This window comes from Pseudomonas sp. S3_A09, from assembly GCF_054668065.1.
In genome coordinates, this window is record NZ_CP162752.1 from 870,294 (window position 1) to 892,217 (window position 21,924).

17 protein-coding genes are annotated in these 21,924 nt (G+C 60.6%); 8 read left to right on the forward strand and 9 right to left on the reverse strand.

Features of this window, described 5'->3' with window-relative positions:
• The first annotated feature begins 151 nt into the window (after window positions 1-151).
• From purM to AB4N92_RS04155, 4 genes are all read left to right on the forward strand, one after another.
• Window positions 152-1,210, forward strand: coding sequence for a phosphoribosylformylglycinamidine cyclo-ligase (gene purM / locus AB4N92_RS04140; protein ID WP_010208661.1), 1,059 nt, complete (start codon window positions 152-154; stop codon window positions 1,208-1,210).
• Window positions 1,210-1,860, forward strand: a complete 651-nt coding sequence (purN, locus tag AB4N92_RS04145) for a phosphoribosylglycinamide formyltransferase (protein ID WP_042571878.1) — start codon at window positions 1,210-1,212, stop codon at window positions 1,858-1,860. Before purM ends, purN begins: the two co-directional genes overlap by 1 nt.
• 8 nt (window positions 1,861-1,868) lie before the next feature.
• Entirely contained in the window at window positions 1,869-2,582 is a 714-nt protein-coding gene (locus AB4N92_RS04150; RefSeq protein WP_010208658.1) for a DUF3108 domain-containing protein, read from the forward strand.
• A 377-nt stretch (window positions 2,583-2,959) separates the two neighbouring features.
• Entirely contained in the window at window positions 2,960-3,148 is a 189-nt protein-coding gene (locus tag AB4N92_RS04155; protein ID WP_010208657.1) for a hypothetical protein, read from the forward strand.
• Window positions 3,149-3,289: 141 nt separating this feature from the next.
• On the opposite strand, the gene AB4N92_RS04160 is transcribed toward AB4N92_RS04155, so the two are convergent.
• From AB4N92_RS04160 to AB4N92_RS04195, 8 genes are all read right to left on the reverse strand, one after another.
• On the reverse strand, window positions 3,290-3,835 hold the full coding sequence (locus tag AB4N92_RS04160) for a DUF2058 domain-containing protein (protein ID WP_021490865.1): 546 nt from the start codon (window positions 3,833-3,835) through the stop codon (window positions 3,290-3,292).
• A 25-nt stretch (window positions 3,836-3,860) separates the two neighbouring features.
• Window positions 3,861-4,694: a nucleoside triphosphate pyrophosphohydrolase gene (gene mazG, locus AB4N92_RS04165; protein WP_042571879.1), complete on the reverse strand. Its 834-nt coding sequence runs from the start codon at window positions 4,692-4,694 to the stop codon at window positions 3,861-3,863.
• A gap of 153 nt (window positions 4,695-4,847) precedes the next feature.
• A complete protein-coding gene (gene relA, locus AB4N92_RS04170) occupies window positions 4,848-7,091 on the reverse strand; it encodes a GTP diphosphokinase (RefSeq protein ID WP_021490867.1) in 2,244 nt (747 codons plus the stop codon).
• A gap of 119 nt (window positions 7,092-7,210) precedes the next feature.
• Window positions 7,211-8,563 carry a 23S rRNA (uracil(1939)-C(5))-methyltransferase RlmD gene (rlmD, locus tag AB4N92_RS04175; protein ID WP_010208652.1) on the reverse strand — a complete coding sequence of 451 codons (1,353 nt, stop codon included), beginning with the start codon at window positions 8,561-8,563 and terminating at the stop codon, window positions 7,211-7,213.
• Window positions 8,563-9,465, reverse strand: a complete 903-nt coding sequence (gene cysM, locus AB4N92_RS04180; protein ID WP_021490869.1) for a cysteine synthase CysM — start codon at window positions 9,463-9,465, stop codon at window positions 8,563-8,565. The genes rlmD and cysM overlap by 1 nt, the downstream gene beginning before the upstream one ends.
• Before the next feature lie 107 nt (window positions 9,466-9,572).
• A complete protein-coding gene (locus AB4N92_RS04185) occupies window positions 9,573-15,467 on the reverse strand; it encodes an NEL-type E3 ubiquitin ligase domain-containing protein (RefSeq protein WP_236266887.1) in 5,895 nt (1,964 codons plus the stop codon).
• Window positions 15,468-15,540: 73 nt separating this feature from the next.
• Complete coding sequence (locus AB4N92_RS04190; protein ID WP_044287628.1) at window positions 15,541-16,131, reverse strand: tRNA-uridine aminocarboxypropyltransferase; 591 nt, start codon at window positions 16,129-16,131, stop codon at window positions 15,541-15,543.
• 7 nt (window positions 16,132-16,138) lie between these two features.
• The gene (locus tag AB4N92_RS04195; RefSeq protein WP_021490872.1) at window positions 16,139-17,032 is read right to left on the reverse strand and encodes a LysR family transcriptional regulator; all 894 of its coding nucleotides are present in this window, start codon (window positions 17,030-17,032) and stop codon (window positions 16,139-16,141) included.
• Between the two features lie 149 nt (window positions 17,033-17,181).
• Here AB4N92_RS04195 and speB point away from each other — a divergent pair, with 149 nt between their 5' ends.
• Genes speB through AB4N92_RS04215 form a run of 4 tightly spaced genes read left to right on the forward strand, consistent with a single transcriptional unit; the run spans window position 17,182 to window position 21,504 of the window.
• Window positions 17,182-18,132: an agmatinase gene (gene speB / locus AB4N92_RS04200; RefSeq protein WP_010208646.1), complete on the forward strand. Its 951-nt coding sequence runs from the start codon at window positions 17,182-17,184 to the stop codon at window positions 18,130-18,132.
• Window positions 18,132-18,554 (forward strand): YybH family protein, encoded by a 423-nt coding sequence (locus AB4N92_RS04205; protein ID WP_010208645.1) that lies wholly within the window; start codon window positions 18,132-18,134, stop codon window positions 18,552-18,554. The genes speB and AB4N92_RS04205 overlap by 1 nt, the downstream gene beginning before the upstream one ends.
• 21 nt (window positions 18,555-18,575) lie before the next feature.
• A complete protein-coding gene (locus AB4N92_RS04210) occupies window positions 18,576-20,087 on the forward strand; it encodes a purine-cytosine permease family protein (RefSeq protein WP_021490874.1) in 1,512 nt (503 codons plus the stop codon).
• A 34-nt stretch (window positions 20,088-20,121) separates the two neighbouring features.
• Window positions 20,122-21,504, forward strand: coding sequence for a sodium:solute symporter family protein (locus AB4N92_RS04215; RefSeq protein ID WP_021490875.1), 1,383 nt, complete (start codon window positions 20,122-20,124; stop codon window positions 21,502-21,504).
• Between the two features lie 278 nt (window positions 21,505-21,782).
• Here AB4N92_RS04215 and AB4N92_RS04220 read toward each other — a convergent pair whose 3' ends face one another.
• A complete protein-coding gene (locus AB4N92_RS04220; protein WP_003193089.1) occupies window positions 21,783-21,905 on the reverse strand; it encodes a PA1414 family protein in 123 nt (40 codons plus the stop codon).
• Window positions 21,906-21,924: the final 19 nt, after the last annotated feature.

Genomic DNA, 21,924 nt, shown 5'->3' on the forward strand with positions numbered 1-21,924 from the left:
ATATGGCCCTGCCCGTCGGCCCGAGGATGGCCGCTGCCCCTCAAGCCTGATAAAATCGCGCGCCTTCGCAGACCGTCAACGGCTGGGCCTTTTACCAAAAGCGCCTGCCCGCTCGGTCGTTACCCCTGAATCCCCCCTAAAGGCCTGGATCATGAGCAAGCAACCCTCCCTGAGCTACAAGGACGCCGGTGTAGACATCGACGCCGGTGAAGCATTGGTCGAACGCATCAAGAGCGTCGCCAAGCGCACTGCGCGCCCCGAAGTCATGGGCGGCCTGGGCGGTTTTGGCGCCCTCTGCGAAATCCCGGCCGGCTACAAGCAGCCTGTACTGGTTTCCGGTACCGACGGCGTGGGCACCAAGCTGCGCCTGGCACTGAACCTGAACAAGCACGACACCATTGGCATCGACCTGGTTGCCATGTGCGTCAATGACCTGGTGGTGTGCGGCGCAGAACCCTTGTTCTTCCTGGACTACTACGCCACCGGCAAACTGAACGTGGACACCGCTGCACAAGTGGTTACCGGCATCGGCGCCGGCTGCGAACTGTCGGGTTGCTCCCTGGTCGGCGGCGAAACCGCTGAAATGCCAGGCATGTACGAAGGCGAAGACTACGACCTGGCCGGCTTCTGCGTCGGCGTCGTGGAAAAAGCCGAAATCATCGACGGCTCCAAGGTTGCCGCCGGTGACGCCCTGCTGGCCCTGCCCTCTTCCGGTCCGCACTCCAACGGTTACTCGCTGATCCGCAAGATCATCGAAGTGTCCGGCGCCGAGATCGAGAACACTCAGCTCGACGGTAAGCCGCTCACCGACCTGCTGATGGCCCCGACCCGCATCTACGTCAAGCCCTTGCTCAAGCTGATCAAGGACACTGGCGCGGTCAAAGCCATGGCCCACATCACCGGCGGCGGCCTGCTGGACAACATCCCGCGCGTCCTGCCAAAAGGCGCCCAGGCGATCGTCGACGTGGCCAGCTGGCAGCGTCCTGCGGTATTCGACTGGCTGCAAGAGAAAGGCAACGTCGACGAAACCGAAATGCACCGCGTACTGAACTGCGGCGTGGGCATGGTCATCTGCGTGGCTCAAGAGCACGTTGAAACCGCGCTGAATGTACTGCGTGAAGCCGGCGAGCAGCCTTGGGTCATCGGCCAGATCGCTACCGCCCCTGAAGGCGCGGCCCAGGTTGAACTGAAGAACCTCAAGGCTCACTGATGCCTCAGACCTGTGATGTCGTGGTGCTGCTTTCCGGCACCGGCAGTAACTTGCAGGCCTTGATCGACAGCACGCGCACCGGCGACAGCCCGGTGCGCATCGCTGCGGTGATCTCCAACCGCAGCGACGCCTACGGCCTGCAACGCGCCAGGGACGCGGGTATCGACACCCGCGCCTTGGATCACAAGGCTTTCGAAGGCCGCGAGGCCTTCGACAGCGCCTTGATCGAACTGATCGACGCCTTCAACCCCAAACTCGTGGTACTTGCCGGCTTCATGCGCATCCTCAGCGCTGATTTCGTGCGGCATTACGAAGGGCGCCTGCTCAATATCCACCCGTCCCTGCTGCCCAAATACAAGGGCATGCACACGCACCAGCGTGCGCTCGACGCCGGCGACAGCGAGCACGGCTGCAGCGTGCACTTTGTCACCGAGGAACTCGATGGCGGGCCTCTGGTCGTACAGGCAGTGGTTCCGGTAGAGTCTGACGACTCGGCGCAGACACTTGCGCAACGGGTTCATACCCAGGAACACAGGATTTACCCGCTGGCCGTTCGCTGGTTTGCCGAGGGACGGTTGATTCTTGGTGACCAGGGTGCATTATTGGACGGTCAGTTACTCGCGGCCAGCGGCCACTTGATTCGAACCTAGGAGATTTTATGCGTCGCGCCTTGCTCTTCGCTTTTGCTCTGTTTGCCTTGCCTGCCGTGCAAGCAGCAGATTTACATCCATTCTCCGCCAGCTATACCGCCGACTGGAAACAGTTGCCCATGAGTGGCTCGGCAGAACGCAGCCTGACCAAGAACAGCGACGGCACCTGGACCTTGAACTTCAAGGCTTCGATGATGATCGCCAGCCTGACCGAAACCAGTGTGATCCTGTTTGACAAGGACACCCTGCAACCGAAGAGCTACACCTTCGAACGCGGCGGTCTGGGCAAGGCAAAGAAGATCAACCTGGACTTCGATCAAACCGCCAAGAAAGTCACCGGTTTTGAGAACAAAGACCCAGTCAACGTGCCCCTGCAAAGCAGCATGCTCGACAAGTCGACCTACCAGTTGGCCCTGCAGCGCGATGTGGCTGCCGGCAAGAAGAGCATGAGCTACAACGTGGTGGAAGGCACTGACGTCGACACCTACGACTTCCGCGTGATCGGCCCGGAAAAGGTCCAGACCAAGGTGGGATCCATCGACGCGATCAAGGTAGAGCGCGTGCGTGACCCGACTCAGAGCAAGCGCATCACCCAGATGTGGTTTGCCAAGGACCAGGGCGGCATCCTGGTTGCCCTGCGTCAGGTGGAAACCGACGGTAAGGAATACAACATCATGCTGCAGGACGGCACCGTTGACGGTAAGGCTGTCAAAGGTAGCTGATGCGCTGGTGAATCAAAAAAGAGCCTCGCGGAATGCGGGGCTTTTTTTCGTCTGCTCGTTTTGTTTTGAAGCTTCTCGCGCTATCGCAGGCAAGCCAGCTTCCACATTTGGAATGCTTTTCAAAAGGTGGGAGCTGGCTTGCCTGCGATAGCGGCGGCTCAATCAATAGAGGCTGAAGCCTTACGCCAACATGAAACTTTTGTCATAAAACTCAGCACCCTGCGACGCAATGTCACGGTTTTCGCGGCCTGCAGCACTGTTGCGTTTTCCGCAATGAATTGTTGCACGAAAAGTCGGTTTACTTAGCAAGCTAACAAATCATATAACAAAGGCCTGCGACGACTTGCCGCAGATCCACCAGAGATTGGAGCAAGCAGATGACTGTAAAAGTAACTGAACGCGACGACGAACATATGTCCCACGAAGCACTGGGCCATGGGATTCACATCTGGGATGTACACCAACAAGACCTGTTGGTCGGCATGTTTCACAACGAGAGCGACGCTCATAATTATAAAAACGAGCTCGAAGCCCTTGAGATGAGACGCCAGGCGCAAGGCTCCTGAGACTCTGAAATTGTGCAGAGGCCGGGCCCACGCAGCTGGGCCCCTGCAAAAACAAACCCTGCCTTTTGAGCAGGGTTTGTGTTTTTCGCACTGCTACGCAGCGCAGGGCAAGCGTACTCACCCTCCTTCAGGCCTACAGCTTTACCACATCAGATCATCCGGGATCTGGTAGGCCGCGTACGGATCATCCTCATCCGGCACCTGGCTTTCCGTCAGGATATTGAGCTGCACGATACGCTCTGGTGCGCGCTCCTGGATCTTCAGTGCTGCCTCGCGCGGGATCACCTCGTAGCTGCCGCCGTGGTGCACGATGGCCAGGGAGCCGTTGCTCAGCTTGTTGCGCATCAACGTGTTGACCGACAGGCGCTTGACCTTCTTGTCATCCACGAAGTTGTAGTAGTCCTCGGTGGTCAGCTTGGGCAGGCGCGAGGTCTCGATCAGTTGCTTGACCTGGGCGGTGCGGGCCTTGGCTTCGGCTTTTTCCTGCTGTTGGCGGTTCAGTTCCTGGTCGCGTTTGACCTTCTCGGCCTGCGCTTCGGCCGCCAGGCGGGCCTGGGTGTCATCCGCCTCGATCTGGCCTTTGTGGACCAGGCGCTGCTGCTTCTGTTTCTCTTTGCCGACCTGCTTGGCCTGCTTTTGGTTGACCAGACCTGCTTTGAGCAACTGGTCGCGAAGGGAAAGGCTCATGGTGCTTACTCACTTAGGCAACTGCTCAACCGCAGCTGGACACATTCTTTTCCTGACGTTTGGCTTCGCCCCACAGGGCGTCCATCGTTTCGAGGGTGCAATCTTCTATGGATTGGTGCGTATCGCGCAATGCCTGTTCGATAAATCGGAAGCGACGTTCGAACTTGGCATTGGCGCCACGCAGCGCGGTTTCCGGGTCGACCTTGAGATGACGGGCCAGGTTGACTGCCGCGAACAGCAGGTCGCCGACCTCATCGGCAATGGCCACCGAATCGTTGTCGGCCATGGCTTCGAGCACTTCATCCAGTTCTTCGCGCACGTTGTCCACCACCGGCAAGGCGGAGGGCCAATCGAAGCCGACCTGGCTGGCACGCTTCTGTAATTTGGCGGCGCGGGACAGGGACGGCAGCGCCGTGGGCACATCGTCCAGCAAGGAAAGCTGCTCCGGCGCGTCGGACTTTTCCGACCGTTCCTCGGCTTTGATCTGCTCCCAGCGCTCCTTCACCTGTTCTTCACTCAACTGCGGGATATCCAGCGGTGCATACAGATCACCGGTTGGAAACACATGGGGATGGCGACGGATCAGCTTGCGCGTAATGCTGTCGATCACCCCGGCAAATTCGAAGCGCCCTTCTTCCCGCGCCAGTTGGCTGTAATACACCACTTGGAACAACAGGTCGCCCAACTCGCCTTGCAGGTGATCGAAGTCACCGCGCTCGATGGCGTCGGCGACTTCGTAGGCTTCTTCCAACGTGTGCGGGACGATGGTGGCGTAGGTTTGCTTGATGTCCCACGGGCACCCGTACTTCGGGTCGCGCAGGCGGCTCATCAGGTGCAGCAGGTCATCCAGTGAATACATCATTCTACTTCCGATCAGGTATGAACACCGCCGATCAACGGTGGGAGGGGGCTTGCCCCCGATTGCGGTGGGTCAACCAAGAATCTGGTACCTGACACTCCGCTTTCGGGGGCAAGCCCCCTCCCACCGTTCAGACTGTGCTCATCCAGATGTTCATGGGGTACGGTTGCGGCGTGTCTCGATGATGTTCGGCAACTGGGAAATCCGCCCCAGCAACCGTCCCAACGCGTCCAGCCCCGGAATCTCGATGGTCAGGGACATCAACGCAGTGTTGTCCTCTTTGTTCGAGCGGGTGTTGACCGCCAGCACGTTGATCCGCTCGTTGAGCAGCACTTGCGACACATCCCGCAGCAAACCGGAACGGTCATAGGCGCGAATGATGATATCCACCGGGTAGGTGAGCACCGGCACCGGGCCCCAGCTCACCTGGATGATCCGCTCCGGTTCACGCCCGCCCAATTGCAGCACCGAGGCGCAGTCCTGGCGGTGAATGCTCACGCCGCGGCCCTGGGTGATGTAACCGACAATGGCGTCGCCCGGCAGCGGCTGGCAGCAGCCGGCGATTTGCGTCATCAGGTTGCCCACGCCCTGGATCTGGATATCGCCGCGCTTGCCAGGCTTGTAGCCGGTGGCCTTGCGTGGAATCAGTTCCAGCTGTTCGCTGCCACGTTCCGGCTCGACCAGTTGCTGGGCCAGGTTCACCAATTGCGCCAGGCGCAAATCGCCAGCGCCGAGGGCGGCGAACATGTCTTCGGCGATCTTCATGTTGGCTTTCTCGGCCAACTTGTCGAAGTCCACCTGAGGCAGGCCGAGACGCCCCAATTCGCGTTCAAGCAAGGTTTTGCCGGCGGCGACGTTCTGGTCGCGCGCCTGCAATTTGAACCAGTGGACGATCTTCGCCCGCGCCCGCGACGTGGTGATGTAGCCCAGGTTCGGGTTCAGCCAGTCGCGGCTCGGCGTACCGTGCTTGCTGGTAATGATTTCGACCTGTTCACCGGTCTGCAGGCTGTAGTTGAGCGGCACGATGCGCCCGTTGATCTTGGCACCCCGGCAGTTGTGACCGATCTCGGTGTGAACGCGGTAGGCGAAGTCCAGCGGCGTCGCGCCCTTCGGTAAGTCGATGGCATGGCCGTCAGGGGTGAAGATGTAGACCCGATCAGGCTCGATATCCACGCGCAGCTGTTCGGCCAGGCCACCAATGTCGCCCAGTTCTTCGTGCCATTCCAGCACTTGACGCAGCCAGGAGATTTTCTCCTCGTACTGGTTGGACCCGGCCTTGACGTCGGTGCCCTTGTAGCGCCAGTGCGCGCACACACCCAACTCCGCCTCTTCGTGCATGGCGTGGGTGCGGATCTGCACTTCCAGCACCTTGCCCTCGGGGCCGATCACCGCGGTGTGCAGCGAGCGATAGCCGTTTTCCTTGGGGTTGGCGATGTAGTCGTCAAACTCCTTGGGAATATGCCGCCACAAGGTGTGGACGATACCCAGCGCGGTGTAGCAGTCGCGCATTTCCGGCACCAGCACGCGCACGGCGCGCACATCGTAGATCTGGCTGAACGCCAGGCCCTTGCGCTGCATTTTGCGCCAGATGGAATAGATGTGCTTGGCACGGCCGCTGATGTCGGCTTCGACACCGGTGGCCTGCAGCTCGGAGCGCAACTGGTTCATCACGTCGGTGATGAAGCGCTCACGGTCGAGCCGCCGTTCGTGCAGCAGCGTGGCGATCTGCTTGTATTGATCGGGTTCAAGGTAGCGGAAGGACAAGTCCTCCAGCTCCCACTTGATATGGCCGATACCCAGACGATGCGCCAGCGGTGCATAGATGTCGAAGACTTCGCGGGCAACGCGGTTGCGCTTCTCGTCGTCGGCGGTTTTCACCGCACGGATTGCGCAGGTACGCTCAGCCAGCTTGATCAGGGCGACGCGGACGTCGTCGACCATCGCCACCAGCATCTTGCGCAGGTTCTCGACCTGGCCCTGAGTGCCCAGCACCATGGACTGACGCGGGCTGAGGCTGGCGCTGATCGCAGCCATGCGCAGCACGCCGTCGATCAGCTTGGCCACCACGGAGCCGAAACGCTGGCCCACGGTCGCCAACTGAATATGCCCTTCCCGCACGCCGCGATACAGCACGGCGGCGATCAGTGAATCCTGGTCCAGCTTGAGATCGGCGAGGATCTCGGCGATTTCCAACCCGGTGCGAAAGCTTGAAGTGCCTTCGGCCCAGAGGTTCTTGGAAGCATTGTCTTGCTGCTCAGACTCGCGAGCGAACTCGCAGGCTGCTTTCAAGGCTTCACGGTCCAGTGCCGGGTCGACACTGATGGCATGATCCAGCCATGCCTCGAGATTGATACTGCCGTCGGTGTTGATCGGCTGGTGTGCTCTCACCTGTACCATCTTGCTTACCTTCCCTACGACGCACCTTCGATGCGCCAGAATTCATCGCCGACCTTCTACTGCTCCCTGGCAGATCACAGGCCCTGGAGACGACAGGCCGGTCGGATTAAACGGGCATCCTAGCCCGCTTCAAATAACGCCATGGCCTCGACATGCGCGGTTTGCGGAAACATGTCGAGGATCCCGGCACGTTTTAGCCGGTAGCCTTGCTTGACCAACTCAACCGTGTCCCGCGCCAGCGTGGCCGGATTGCAGGACACATACACCAGACGCTTGGCTCCCAGGGTCGCGAGCTTGCGCACAACCTCCAGGGCACCATCACGGGGTGGGTCCAAGAGTACCGCAGAAAAGCCTTGTTTGGCCCATTCCGCGTCAGTCAAAGGCTGGGACAAATCAGCCTGAAAAAACTGCACATTATGCAAATCGTTGCTGACGGCGTTGACGGCCGCCCGCTCCACCATGGTCTGCACCCCCTCCACCGCCACCACTTCACGCACCTGGCGCGCCAGTGGCAGGGCGAAGTTGCCCAGGCCGCAAAACAGGTCCAGCACCCGTTCATCGGGTTGTGGCGCCAGCCATTCCAAGGCCTGGGCAACCATCGCTTCATTGACCCCGGCATTGACCTGGACAAAATCTCCGGGCCGGTAAGCCAGCTCCAGATCCCAGTGACTCAGGCGAAACCCGAGCACCGAATCGGCCTCAACCGGTTCCGGCTGGCCCTCGCCATGCAGCCACAATTGGGCTTCATGGAAGGCGCAGAATTCTTTCAGCACCTGCAGGTCCGCTTCCGACAGCGGCGCTATATGGCGCAGCAACACGGCGACGGACGTACCACTGAACAACTCCACATGCCCCAGCGCCTGAGGTTTGCTCAAGCGACGCAGCATGTTGGGCAGGCGCTGCATGATCGGCTGCAAGGCCTGTACCAGCACCGGGCATTCGTCGATGGCGACGATGTCCTGACTAGCCACCGCGCGGAAACCCACTTCCAGCTGTTTCGCCCTGGCGTCCCAGCGCACGGCCACGCGGGCGCGGCGACGGTAACCGAATTCCGCCCCGCTCAACGGCGCGGCCCACTCCTGCGGTTCGACACCCGCCACGCGGGACAGTTGCTCGGCAAGCATGCGCTGTTTCAGGGCAAGTTGTTCGCCGTGGGGCAAGTGCTGCACGCTGCAACCGCCGCAGCGCCCGAAATGCGCGCACGGCGCCGGACGGCGTAATTCGCTGGCACTGAACACCCGCTCGGTGCGCGCCTCGACGATCTTGCCATGGGTGCCCAGCACCCGTGCTTCGACTTCTTCGCCCGCCAGCGCGCCGTTCACGAACCAGGTGCGACCTTCAAAGAACACGATGCCTCGGCCGTCGTTGGCCAGGCGCTCGATGGTCAGGCGCTGTTTCTTGCCCACGGGGATCTGCGGGGCGCGGCTGCCGCCCGTCGGTTGGAAGCGCAGGCCTCTCTCGTGCTTGGCCATCAGTTGGGTTCGTCGAAGATGCCGGTCGACAGGTAACGGTCGCCTCGGTCACAGATGATCGCGACGATCACCGCGTTTTCCACCTCTTTGGACAAGCGCAACATACCCGCCACCGCGCCACCGGAAGACACGCCGCAGAAGATGCCCTCTTCACGGGCCAGGCGGCGGGTGGTGTCTTCGGCCTCGCGCTGCGCCATATCGATGATGCGGTCGACGCGGCTCGAGTTGTAGATCTTCGGCAGATACTCTTCGGGCCAACGACGGATACCTGGGATGGCCGAGCCTTCCATCGGTTGCAGGCCGACGATCTGGATGGCCGGGTTCTGCTCCTTGAGGTAGCGCGAGTTGCCCATGATGGTGCCGGTGGTGCCCATGGAGCTGACGAAATGAGTGATGGTGCCCTGGGTCTGGCGCCAAATTTCCGGGCCGGTGCTGGTGTAGTGCGCCTCGGGGTTGTCACCGTTGGCGAACTGGTCCAGCACCAGGCCGCGGCCTTCGGCAGCCATGCGTTCAGCCAGATCGCGCGCACCTTCCATGCCGTCTTCCTGGGTGACCAGGATCAGTTGGGCACCGTAGGCGGTCATCGCCGCTTTGCGTTCGGCGCTGCCGTTGTCGGGCATGATCAGGATCATCTTGTAACCCTTGATCGCGGCGGCCATGGCCAGGGCGATGCCGGTGTTACCCGAGGTGGCTTCGATCAAGGTGTCGCCGGGTTTGATCTGCCCGCGCAGCTCCGCACGGGTGATCATCGACAGCGCCGGGCGGTCCTTCACTGAACCGGCCGGGTTGTTCCCTTCGAGCTTGAGCAGCAGGGTGTTGCTGGTGTCTCCCGCCATGCGTTGCAAGCGGACCAGGGGCGTGTTGCCGACGCAATCGGCGATTGTAGGGTACTGCAAGGTCATGGCGTATTCGCAATCCAGACTGCGGGGGCGAACATCATACCGGGAAAGGCCGGCGGGCCATATCACGCAAAGTGTGGTGCCTATTCCTTAAAGGCATAAGTATTGGCTCAGGCAATTACAAATTCCGTCCACTCCTGAAGGGTCAACACGCGGACCAGATCAGCCTTGGCTTGGCGCATCTGTACAGCAAGGCTTTCGAGCGCGTGTTTGTAGGTTCCCTCGTTTATGTCGCCATTCGTGACTTTGTCGGTGGCCAGTTCCAGCTCACGCTGGTAGTGCGCCAGCGCAGCCTCAAAACGTTGCGGGTACTTGCGCTCCAGGAACTCGACCCAGTACTCCTCGTTTTCAAGCCGACTGGGCCAATTCAGATTCAACTCCTCATTTTTGATCCGTTGGAGTATTCGGATCACCGAAGGCGCATCCGGCACCGCAGTGGCGGCGTCGAACCGGCCCGGCAATGCAAGAGGCAAGTCCAGACTCGACGCCAGCGCGATTCGATAGGCCAGGAAACGCACGCAGGCTTCCTGCGCAGACTGCTGCGGAAACGCCCTCAACAGGTGGTGGTCGATGGCGCCCAGCCGGCGAAGGGCTCGGTAATAATTCACAAAATCCGGGCCTGCGGCATCCACGTTTCCGACGAGCATCTGTACCGGCAACATAGCCAGTTCGATCTCATTGAGGCACAACAGCCACCCGTCGATCCCCCCGCTCATGTACCGCAAAGGTGTCTGGAAAAGGATTTGTTGCAGGCGCCCGTTGTGATTGGCCCCGTCAATCAACTGCCAGACGCGCCGCGTAATGTCCTGGCGCAAGGCGTGATGCTCCGGGGCAATCAACGGCGGATAGGAAGACACGTTCCACAGCAGGTTAAAGAAACCGTCCGCCATTTGCGCTCCGGCCAACAGCGCCCATTCAGCCCGCCGTTGCGGCACTTCATTCAGCGGCACCGGCAATAGCCAGCGTTCAACCGAGGGCAACGGAAATGCCCCGTCGTGCCACAGGCCAAAATCGATCGTTTGATAACCCGGCCGTCTCCGGTATTGGCTGAGCAGCCGCAAGGTCGCCTGGGAAAGCGCGTTACCGTGAAGGTTCATGGCGCGGTACACGGTTTCATTGAGGTGAAGATCAGAGTGGGTCAACACTTTGAAACGATTGTCTCGCAGATCCAACGTGCGAAGTCTTGGCAGCATCACCACCCACAGAGGCAAAAGATCGAGTTGAGTATTCCTGAGCTTGAGGACCTCCAGCGCAGTCAGCGCATACACGTTCAAGCGCTTCCCTCTGCCCAGGGGATTGTTGGACAGATTCAACTTGGTCAAGCGCGTCAGGCCCTGCAACCGTCTGATATCCGCTGATTCAGGCTGAATGCGATTGTTCGCCAGGCTGAGTTGTTTCAAGTGTTGAAGCGCAGACAAGCCCTGAGGCACATGGTCCAAGCGGTTGCCGTCGAGAAACAGCGTCCGCAGCGCCGGGAAGCGCCCGAGGAACTTCATCGGCAGCGCTTGTAACTGATTGTTCCGCAGGCTCAGTTGCATGACATGACCGAAATGCGCCGTCACCTGTGGCAAGTCTTCCAGGGCCAGGTCATCCAGATAGAGCTCAAACATCACCCCGCGCGGGGAGTCCTCTTTGCTCCAGCAACGTCGAATTCGCGCGGAGGCCTCGACTTGTGCCTTGAGTTGCTCGGGTTTCCCCAGCAAGCACCAGCGTTCAAGGCTGTCATTCAAGGCGTCGCGTTCTCGGAACAGGGTGTTGATCGCGTCCTCACGCTCCTGAACGGAGTCACTCAGATTCTCAAGGATCTCAAACGCCTGTTCATCGGTTTTCGTCGGAAATAACTGCCGCAACCGTGCGACTTGGTCACGGTCCACTGCCCCCAGCTCATTGCCGCCACTCAACGGATAACCAATCCGCCCATCCGCCACGCGACGCGGCGGGTTGTACCAAGGGCGACGCCCTATTTCGAGCAGGGTTTCGGCAAACTCCCAGTGACGCTCCAAGCGATAACCGATCTCCTGGGTCAACTCTTCAACGCCACTCGCATGGGTATATCCCATCGCCTGACGCTCAGGGGGAGGTAAAGCGTCGAGTAAGACCGTGAGAAAATCGCCAGGGTTTCCGAGCGGTTGCAACGTGCCGTTCGATTGGGGAGCAAAGGCCTGATAGCGGCCATCAAGCGCCTCCAGCACCCGCTTGGGCCGCCCTTCAGCAGGGCCGACACTGTCAATGAGCCGCCCGCGCTCACGTACTTCAACCCGTGCTTGAACAGACCAGCCGTCCATCTCGGCCACTGTATGAAGGATCAGCTTTGAGCTGTCCGCACTTGCCGCACCTCCCAGGTGCACACCCTCCATCGCCCTGGTCTTGCGCAGGTACTCTATCCACCAGCGGATGGCTTTGGTTTTGGTCAACGGGACACGGCCGGCCTCCAGGCTTCGACGCTCAACCGGGGTGAGATCGCGCACCAGGTCTTCGGCGATTTGCGCTGTCAAACTGGGAAAATCACGCTGCAGCACCTGTGCCAGGGGCTCCGAAGACAACGCGCTTTTATGAAGCAACGCCTTGAAAAAAAGCCGCGCCATACCTGGCTTGTCCTGCGCAACAAAGGTTTCGAGCCGCCTGACCTGATCAGCGCGGCTCAAGCCCGCACTGCCCACCAACACATCGGCGCTTTCAGGCCCTATTTCACCCAGTAACTCGTCAAAAAAATCCCATCCCGTCTCCACGCCCGCCTTGACCCGTCGATGCAACGTGAATCGCTCGATGGTCTCCATCAAAATCGCAGGTGGGCGCTCGTTACGCAGGTGCACGCGACGCAGCATCGCCGGGGTCACGCCGCTGACCTGTTGAATCTGGTTGATGGCATCCGGCGACCATGCTCCAACGGCGGGCCCGAGGCGATAAAACGGTTTGTGGCCATCCCAGGTCAGCGGCGTTTCCCATTCATGGCGCCAGGCACCTGCGCCGTTATGCGTCAACACCGGGGCGTAAGCATCGTGCAATGTGGGGTGTGGAATGCGCCATGGCAGGGTCGGGCCAGCCTGGGAGACGTTGAAACACAAGCCGTCCATATACAGAAAGCAGTCCGCGCCCTGGCGAAAGAGACCGAGTGCGTCAGGGGTCAGGCCCATGGTATCCGCAGCACTGGAATACTGCGCGATGTCGCGCTGGTGAGGGTAAAACTGCCCCTCGACCGTACGATGGTCGAGCATGGCGCGGGCAATCCGGTGACGGAAATCGGTGACCGCCTGGGGGCCTTCAAGCCCGAGCCGGACGCGTTCGTTATGGGTTAACTGGTTCAGGATGGCCTGGTAAAAACCGTCGGGAGTACCGAGCCTCGCGCCCGCAAGGGAGGTGCGATGATCAAACGGCGCAAAGCGCCCCCGGCCATGGTCCAGCACCACCACAGTCCGGTCTTTGGCACCTTTCGACATATAGTGCACCGGCTGATCGGCGCGACTGATGACCAAGGCTTGGCCAGTGACGCTTTTTAATACTGCGCCGGCAAATTCGCCTGCCCAGCGCAGGGTCTGCGCGTCGTACCGGCGCCCATGGAAAATCCCGTCGATCATCGCCTCTCGGCGGGCTGCCCGCCGTGCACTGCGCAAGGCGGTATAGAGCGCCTCGGGTTGCAGTTTTGACGCCAACAGTTGGGTCTGCTGGTGGGAAGAAAGAGGCTGCTGATCCAGCACCTCCAACAAGCGGGGCAGACTGACTTCGGGGTGCAACGCCCGTAGGGTACTGATGACCGCGGGTTCGGGCTGATCAGACCCCAAGCGCTCAGGCAACAGGTTCTTGATCGCCGTCGGCGCGCCAGAGGCCGTTGCGCGATCGGCCTGGGCAAAGCGTGTAAGTGCCTCGAACAGCTCAAGCCTCACGGTGCGGGCCCGCAGCGCCAACTGCTGGCGCAACGGCGGTTCTCCGGCCGAAAACACGGCAGGCAACAAGTCCACCACAGCCTGGAGAAAATTCGCAGTAAAACGACGCGGGGATGAGTAGGCGAACTGGAAGTTCTCCTGACGGGTCACCGTGACCACCCGAGAAGCGGGACGGCCCGCCTGCTGCGTGTAACGTCGCAACTCCAGGCCCTGCGGGTTCTCGACGCTCAAGGCAGTATCAACCGGCCATTGCGCCAATTGAGTGACCAACGGCCCCAGCACTTCGAACGCCTGAGTCGGCGGTGGATGACTGGGTGGCGACGGGCTTGACGCCCAATCGATCAGACGATCGACATTAAAGCGCTGCGAAGCCTCCACCAGGGAAGCCGACGGTCGCTCGCCCTCCCAGACCTTGTCGAGGAGTTGTCGAGGCGTATTGCTCGCCTCAAGCACTGCGTTCAACGACTTGACCGGCGCCTGCGAGGCGCCGAGCATTCTCTCCAACAGCGCGGTATCGACCCGCTCACCGGCAACGCTGCCTGGTGGGGACAACTGGCGGTACAGCGCTTGGTGGCGACGCATCACGCTGCGTGCCAGGCGAGTATGCAAGCGGCTGCTGATCAGCAAATCAGCCAGGTCGACCAAGGTTTGGAGCAACTCAACCGAGTCCCCCTGCACCGCCATGGCTCCCCCCTCGATCAAGGACTGCGTGAGGACGGCAAACATCGCAACGGCCCTCAGCCGTCCCAGGCCTTTGAGCGGGCCCGGTGCCGGAATCAGCAACAGATCAAGCGTCTCGCCGAGCACCGTTTGAAAAACACGGCTGACCGTCACCATCCAGCCGGGTGTTTCGGCTGCCAGTTCCTGCAGGTTGGTGCGACAACGTGCGGTGTAAAAATCATGCAAGCAGACCATTGGGGTCTTTTCGACCGACTGCCGGACGTATCCGACGCGCTTCACAAGCGTGGTCTTCGGCAACCACTCAACGAGGTCATAAAGCACTTCGGCCTGCGGGGAAAGCTGCTCGGGGCGAGGCTGAGATGTCGCTATCTGCTTGAGCCGGACACTGTCACGCAAGGTCATCAACGGGTACAGCCACGACACGTCACCGTTGCCATAGGAGGCCTGAAAGGCCATGTAAAACTCCGTGCATGCTTCCCGGTGGCTGTCGTAGTGAAGCAGGGCCCCCGACGGTCGATGGGGGAAATAACTGAAGGCACCTTTACAGCCGCTCACTGAAAAGACGATATGAGGAATCTTCACACTGTCTCCAGGCGGTGACCCTACATACTGGCCCGTCAAGCCAATGTGTTGAGGGACCCAGCTGATGTTGTCGATACCGTGGGGGATAAACAGATGCATTTCTTCAATCTGGCCCCAACGCACTTCACCGACGAGCGCACGCTTCAGCTGGTGGTATTTGGCTTTGTCCACGCGGCTGGTCGCGCGGTCCTTGAGGGCATTGATCAACGCGAACTCAAATTCGGCGCTTGCCTGCCTCATGATTGCATCGCCCAGGGAGGAGGACGCGCGCAATGCCTGGGCAAGAGACGTTCTGAGTGTCTCGCCAATATTGAGCTTGCGTACCAAGGCAATGAATGCTGCCGCACTGGCATTGATGGACGAGTCCATATAGCTGGCGTCCGCTATCCCCGTATTCCCAGGAAAACTCCAGCCGGTCACGCCGTCGTAATTCATGCATGCCGCTTCCCATAAGGTCAGGCTGGCAACCTTCACCTGATCACCCTGGGCCTCACGACGAACGCGGCGAGCAGGCGCCAGGTAGCGGGTGTAGATCCTTGCGGTTTTCGGGTCTACGTCTGAACCCGTCAGTGTTTTTAAAGCATCGCGCAGGGACGCCAGGGACTGCTGTTCAAAACGCTCGATAAACCGGGGGACACCGTCTTCAACGGCTTTCCGGGCCTGAACCCAAGCCTTTTGCAGGCGTACATATTCACGTTTTTCTTCATCGTCGAGCCCGTCAAGAAACCCGTCGAACTTGCTTCGCACAGCGTCCAGGGCTTGCAGTGAAGACCATTCGTCCCTGGTCAGAAACGGTCCCGAAGCCGTTTGTTCGGCCGTGAAGGCAGCCAATGAGGGTGTATAGGCAGGAGGCTCAGCCATTTTTCTATCCTTGAAAAATGACCACCCTACTCAGTTGCCGCGCGCGCATTGGGTAGCTATGTAATACGCAGACTCATGTGTGGTTCTTCTGGTACACCGCCTGCCCCATGGCCGCAATTTGCCCGTCGATCAACGCGTTGAAGGGTTGCAGTAACGGTTCGAACGAGGTGGGGTATTCCAATACCTGCAACGCCTGCACAATCGCTTCCACTGTCGACAGCGCGCCCGGTCCGGGGGCCTTGCGCAATCGATAGCGGGACGCAGCGCCTTCGGCCAAGGTCACCCGGGGCAACGCCGCCAGCAAGGGATTGAGGTGCAACAGTTTGCGCGCCTTGCGCCACGTGCCATCGGGGACCACCAGTAGCAATGGCTGACTGCCGGGCGCGTAGGCCTGCAGTGGTTGGGCATCCTCAGCCGGAAACAACAGCCGCGCCTGATAACCGGGCGGGTGCAACAGGCTCGGTAGATCCTCAAATATCTCCCCCACCACCAATTGCGCATTGCTCAACCCCAACGCCGCCAACCGTGCAGTATTCAACGCATGATTGACCTCGCTCGGGTGCTGCAACAGCAACACACGGGTGCGGCTGTCGAGGCTGGGGATCAGCGCGCACAGGCAGTGGGTGGCAGGCCTGAGGCAATGTGAACATTGGGGTCTGGACATGGTTTTATCAGGCCTGGTTGAGCTGAGTCTTGAGCAAGTCGCGAAAGGTCTGGATCAGCGGCTCACGGCTGCGGCCACGCCGCATGATCATCGAGAACGGTGCCTGGTAGCCAAAGGTCGCCGGCAGCAATACGCGCAGGTCGCCCTTGTCGGCCCAGGCCTGGGCGTAGTGTTCCGGCAAGTAACCGATATAGGCACCGGACAGCACCAGGATCAGTTGTGCCTCCATACTTTCCACGGTGGCGGCGCTGTGTTTGAAGCCGTGGCGCGCCAGTTCGGCCTGGCTCCAGTAGCCGCGGCCGACCATGCGTTGCTGGGTGATCACTTGTTCGGGGATGCGTCGCTCGTTGAACAGCGGGTGCCGGGTGCTGCAATACAGCCAGTGTTGTTCGCGGTACAGCGGCATGTAGATCAGCCCGCTCATCCGGTTGGAAAAGGCACCGATGGCCAGGTCCAGGCGATTGTCCTGCACGCCGAGTTGCAGTTCGTAGGGGCTCATCACCGACAGATGCAGGTGTACCGCCGGGTGTTCCAGGCTGTAGGCGCCGATCACTTCGGCGAACGGCAAGGCCTTGTCGCTGACGGTGGAATCAAGCACGCCCAGTTTGAGGGTACCGCGCAGCTCGCCTTTGAGCGCGGCGGCGTATTGCTCGAAGCCTTCAAGCTCGCCCAATAAGCGCAGGGTTTCCTGATGGAACAACTCCCCCTTGCTGGTGAGGCTGAACCCGCCCCGCCCACGATGGCACAGCACCAAGCCCAACGCCGATTCCAGCTGGCTCATGTACGTGCTGATGGCCGAGGTGGACAGGTTGAGTTCGTGCTGGGCATTGGCGAACCCCTGGTGCCGCACAACGCTGACGAAGATGCGCAGGAGTTTCAGGTCGGGCAAGGCGCTGGCCATGGTCGGCTCCAGGTGTGGATGCCTGCAGTCTACCTGCCTGCATTAGTTTAGAAAAACCTGAACTAAGTATTTGCCCCTGCCGATTCTTTCGTATCGACACATTTCGCAGAATCGACCCCTAACAAACAAAACAACGATGAGGCACTCCTGTGGACAAGATTTTTCACCAACCACTGGGCGGCAACGAAATGCCGCGCTTCGCCGGCATCGCCACCATGATGCGTCTTCCCCACCTGCAAACGGCCAAGGGCCTGGACGCCGCCTTTATCGGCGTGCCACTGGACATCGGCACCTCGCTGCGTGCTGGCACCCGTTTCGGGCCGCGTGAAATCCGCGCCGAATCCGTGATGATCCGTCCGTACAACATGGCCACCGGTGCCGCACCGTTCGATTCGCTGTCGGTGGCCGACATTGGCGACGTGGCGATCAATACCTTCAACCTGCTCGACGCCGTGCGCATCATCGAAGAAGCCTACGATGAGATCCTCGAACATGACGTGATCCCGCTGACGCTGGGCGGCGACCACACCATCACGCTGCCGATCCTGCGGGCGATCCACAAGAAACATGGCAAGGTCGGGCTGGTGCACATCGACGCCCACGCCGACGTCAACGACCATATGTTCGGCGAGAAAATCGCCCACGGCACCACGTTCCGCCGCGCGGTAGAAGAAGGTTTGCTCGATTGCGACCGTGTGGTGCAGATCGGCCTGCGCGCCCAGGGCTACACCGCCGAAGACTTCAACTGGAGCCGCAAACAGGGCTTCCGTGTGGTCCAGGCCGAAGAATGCTGGCACCACTCCCTCGCGCCATTGATGGCCGAAGTCCGGGAAAAAGTCGACGGCGGCCCGGTGTACCTGAGCTTTGACATCGACGGCATCGACCCGGCCTGGGCCCCCGGCACCGGCACCCCGGAAATCGGTGGGCTGACCACCATCCAGGCCATCGAAATCATCCGTGGCTGCCAGGGACTCGACCTGATTGGTTGCGATCTGGTAGAGGTTTCCCCGCCCTATGACACCACCGGCAACACTTCGCTGCTGGGCGCCAACCTGCTGTACGAGATGCTCTGCGTACTGCCGGGTGTGGCGCATCGCTGATGAGCACCCACGAAGTGCTGCAAGCCGCTGCCGACCTGGTGGCGGCCTTCGCCCGCAATGACCGCACCGCCTACTTCGGCGCGTTCACGGCGGATGCCAGCTTCGTGTTCTACACCCTGCCCCAGCCGCTGCTCAGTCGCGATGCCTACCAGGCGTTGTGGGATCAATGGCGTCGGGACGAGGGGTTCGAGGTGCTGTCCTGCGCCTCGAGCAACGCCGTTGTCAGCCTGCAGGGCGACGTGGCGATTTTCATGCATGACGTGGCCACTGAGCTGCGCATGAACGGGGAGCAATTTTTTAGCCAGGAACGCGAGACCATTGTCTTCAAACGGCAAGGATCCCGCACAGAACAAAAACAAGGCCTGTGGCTGGCCTGTCACGAACATTTGTCCGCTATGCCGGAAGGGCTGCCGCCCCCTTAGCCAATGTGATCGGAGCAGATCATGAATAATAAAAACAACCATAAAAGTATTCGCAAGATAGAAACCAATGGGGTCGAGCAGATCCCGGACCACGAACGTACCGCCGGCCCCAAGGATCTGTTCCGACTGATCTTCGGCGGTGCCAATACCTTTGCCACCGCCGTGCTGGGTTCCTTCCCCGTGCTGTTCGGCCTGTCATTCCAGGCCGGTGTCTGGGCGATTGTGCTGGGCGTACTGGTGGGTGCGCTGATCCTGGCGCCCATGGGCCTGTTCGGGCCGATCAATGGCACCAACAACGCCGTGTCTTCCGGTGCGCACTTTGGTGTTCACGGGCGGATTGTCGGTTCATTTCTCTCGCTGCTGACGGCGATCGCCTTCTTCTCACTGTCAGTGTGGAGTTCAGGTGATGCTCTGGTGGGCGGTGCGAAACGTCTGATCGGCTTGCCGGAAACTGACCTGACCTTGGGCCTGGCTTACGGCGTGTTTGCGATCCTGGTGCTGACCGTGTGCATCTACGGCTTTCGCTTCATGCTGTGGGTCAATCGCATTGCAGTGTGGGCGGCGAGCCTGCTGTTCCTGCTGGGGATCTTCGCGTTTGCCCCCGCGTTCGACAGCCACTTCGCCGGCACTGTCGCGCTGGGCCAGACCGGCTTCTGGGCCGCCTTCATCGGCGCGGCGCTGGTGGCCATGAGCAACCCGATTTCCTTCGGTGCGTTCCTCGGCGACTGGTCGCGCTACATCCCGCGTGAAACGCCAAAAATACGCATCATGCTGGCAGTGGTTCTGGCGCAAATCGCGACCTTGATCCCGTTCCTGTTCGGCCTGGCCACCGCGACCATCGTGGCAATCAAGGCACCGGACTACATCGCGGCCAACAACTATGTCGGCGGTTTGCTGGCGGTGGCGCCGAGCTGGTTCTTCCTGCCGGTGTGCCTGATCGCAGTGATCGGCGGCATGTCCACCGGGACTACGTCGCTGTATGGCACCGGGTTGGACATGTCCAGCGTGTTTCCGCGCCTGCTGTCGCGGGTCAAGGCCACGTTGCTGATCGGGGTGATGTCGATTGCCTTCATTTTTATCGGCCGTTTCGCCGCCAACCTGGTGCAAAGCGTGTCGACCTTCGCCGTACTGATCATCACCTGCACCACGCCGTGGATGGTGATGATGATCATCGGCCTGATCGTGCGTCGCGGCTTCTATTGCCCGGATGACCTGCAGGTGTTCACCCGGGGTGAAACCGGCGGGCGCTACTGGTTCAGCCACGGCTGGAACTGGCGCGGGCTGGGGGCGTGGATTCCGAGTGCGCTGGTGGGGCTGTGCTTCGTCAACCTGCCGGGGCAGTTTGTCGGGCCACTGGGCAACCTCGCCGAGGGCATCGATATAAGCCTGCCGGTGACGTTGGGACTGGCCTCGCTGATGTACTTGACCTTGCTTCGCGTGTTCCCGGAACCGGCGGCTGTCTACGGGCCGACCGACTCCCGCAGCAAGCGCACGGATGCGCGCGTTAAACCGGCGCTGCAACAGGCCGCCTGACCCTCATAAAAAAGATAATCGGAGAACCGCCGTCATGGCTTTGGATTTATTCGTCGTACTCATCTACGCCGCTGGCATGCTCGTGCTCGGCTACTACGGCATGCGCCGTGCCAAGACCCATGAAGACTACCTGGTGGCCGGTCGCAACCTGGGCCCGTCGCTGTACATGGGCACCATGGCCGCCACGGTATTGGGCGGTGCATCCACCGTCGGCACCGTGCGCCTGGGCTATGTACATGGCATCTCCGGTTTCTGGCTGTGTGCCGCGCTGGGCGCGGGCATCATTGCGCTGAACCTGTTTTTGGCCAAGCCGCTGTTGCAGTTGAAGATCTTCACCGTGACCCAGGTGCTGGAAAAACGCTACAACCCCATGGCCCGCCAGGCCAGCGCCGTGATCATGCTGGCCTACGCCCTGATGATTGGCGTGACCTCGATCCTGGCCATCGGCACCGTGCTGCAAGTGCTGTTCGGCCTGCCATTCTGGATCTCGGTACTGCTCGGCGGCGGCGTGGTGGTGGTGTACTCGACCATCGGCGGCATGTGGTCGCTGACCCTCACCGACATCGTGCAATTCGTGATCAAGACCGTCGGCCTGATGTTCATCCTGCTGCCAATCTGCCTGTACCGCGTCGGCGGCTGGGACGAACTGGTTGCCAAGCTGCCAGCGTCGAGCTTCAGCTTCACCGCCATCGGCTGGGACACGATCATCACCTACTTCATGATCTACTTCTTCGGCATCCTGATCGGGCAGGACATCTGGCAACGGGTGTTCACCGCCCGTGACGAAAAAGTCGCCAAGTACGCAGGCACTTTCGCCGGCTTCTACTGCATCCTCTACGGCCTGGCCTGTGCACTGATCGGTATGGCGGCGCATGTGCTGATCCCGGACTTGGACAACGTCAACAACGCCTTTGCCGCCATCGTCAAAATGTCGCTGCCGGACGGGATCCGTGGCCTGGTGATTGCCGCAGCACTGGCCGCGATGATGTCCACCGCCAGCGCCGGCCTGCTCGCCGCCTCCACCGTACTGACCGAAGACCTGCTGCCGCGCCTGCGGGGCGGCAAACAGTCGAGCCTGGGCGTCAACCGCCTGTTCACCCTGCTGACCGGTATTGCCGTGCTGGGTATCGCACTGGTGGTGAACGATGTGATCAGCGCCCTGACCTTGGCTTACAACCTGTTGGTGGGCGGCATGTTGATCCCGTTGATCGGGGCGATTTTCTGGAAACGCGCAACCACATCCGGCGCGATTACCTCCATGACGCTGGGCTTTGTCACTGCGCTGGTGTTCATGATCAAGGATGGGCTGGATGCGAATACGCCGATCTACTACAGCCTGGCGGTGGGGTTGGTAAGTTTTGTGGTGGTGAGTTTGCTGTCGCGCCGCCCAGCGGGCGTTGCGGCTAGCGCAGTTTGAGATAAAACCGGGAGTTAAAGCGGTTTCTTCAGCGGGTGCGACGTCGGATGTCGTGCCCGTTTTTTTTATTCAGCATTCCGGCTGGACGCTTCAAACAAATCACCGCACGCCTTGCAGCCAAAATACTGCTCGGTTGTCGGGCACAGGACCTCCCCTGTTACTCCCGCCAAGTACACGCCTTGCCATGATCGTTCAGCGTGCCTTCAAGGTAACAAGACGCCCAGTCGTACTCGTCATGCAGCGTGCGCCCATCGCAATTGCGTGAGCGCTTACAGGACTTACCTGCGACGTGGACGACGTTGCTCGTCATCGGTGCGAATCGGCACGGGCTGCAGCGGAGGCTCGATCAAGCCCAGTGCAACACCCAGATCATGGAGCCAGTTTTGAATTTTCTCTTTCATGGTTGCCCCCTTTGAGGGT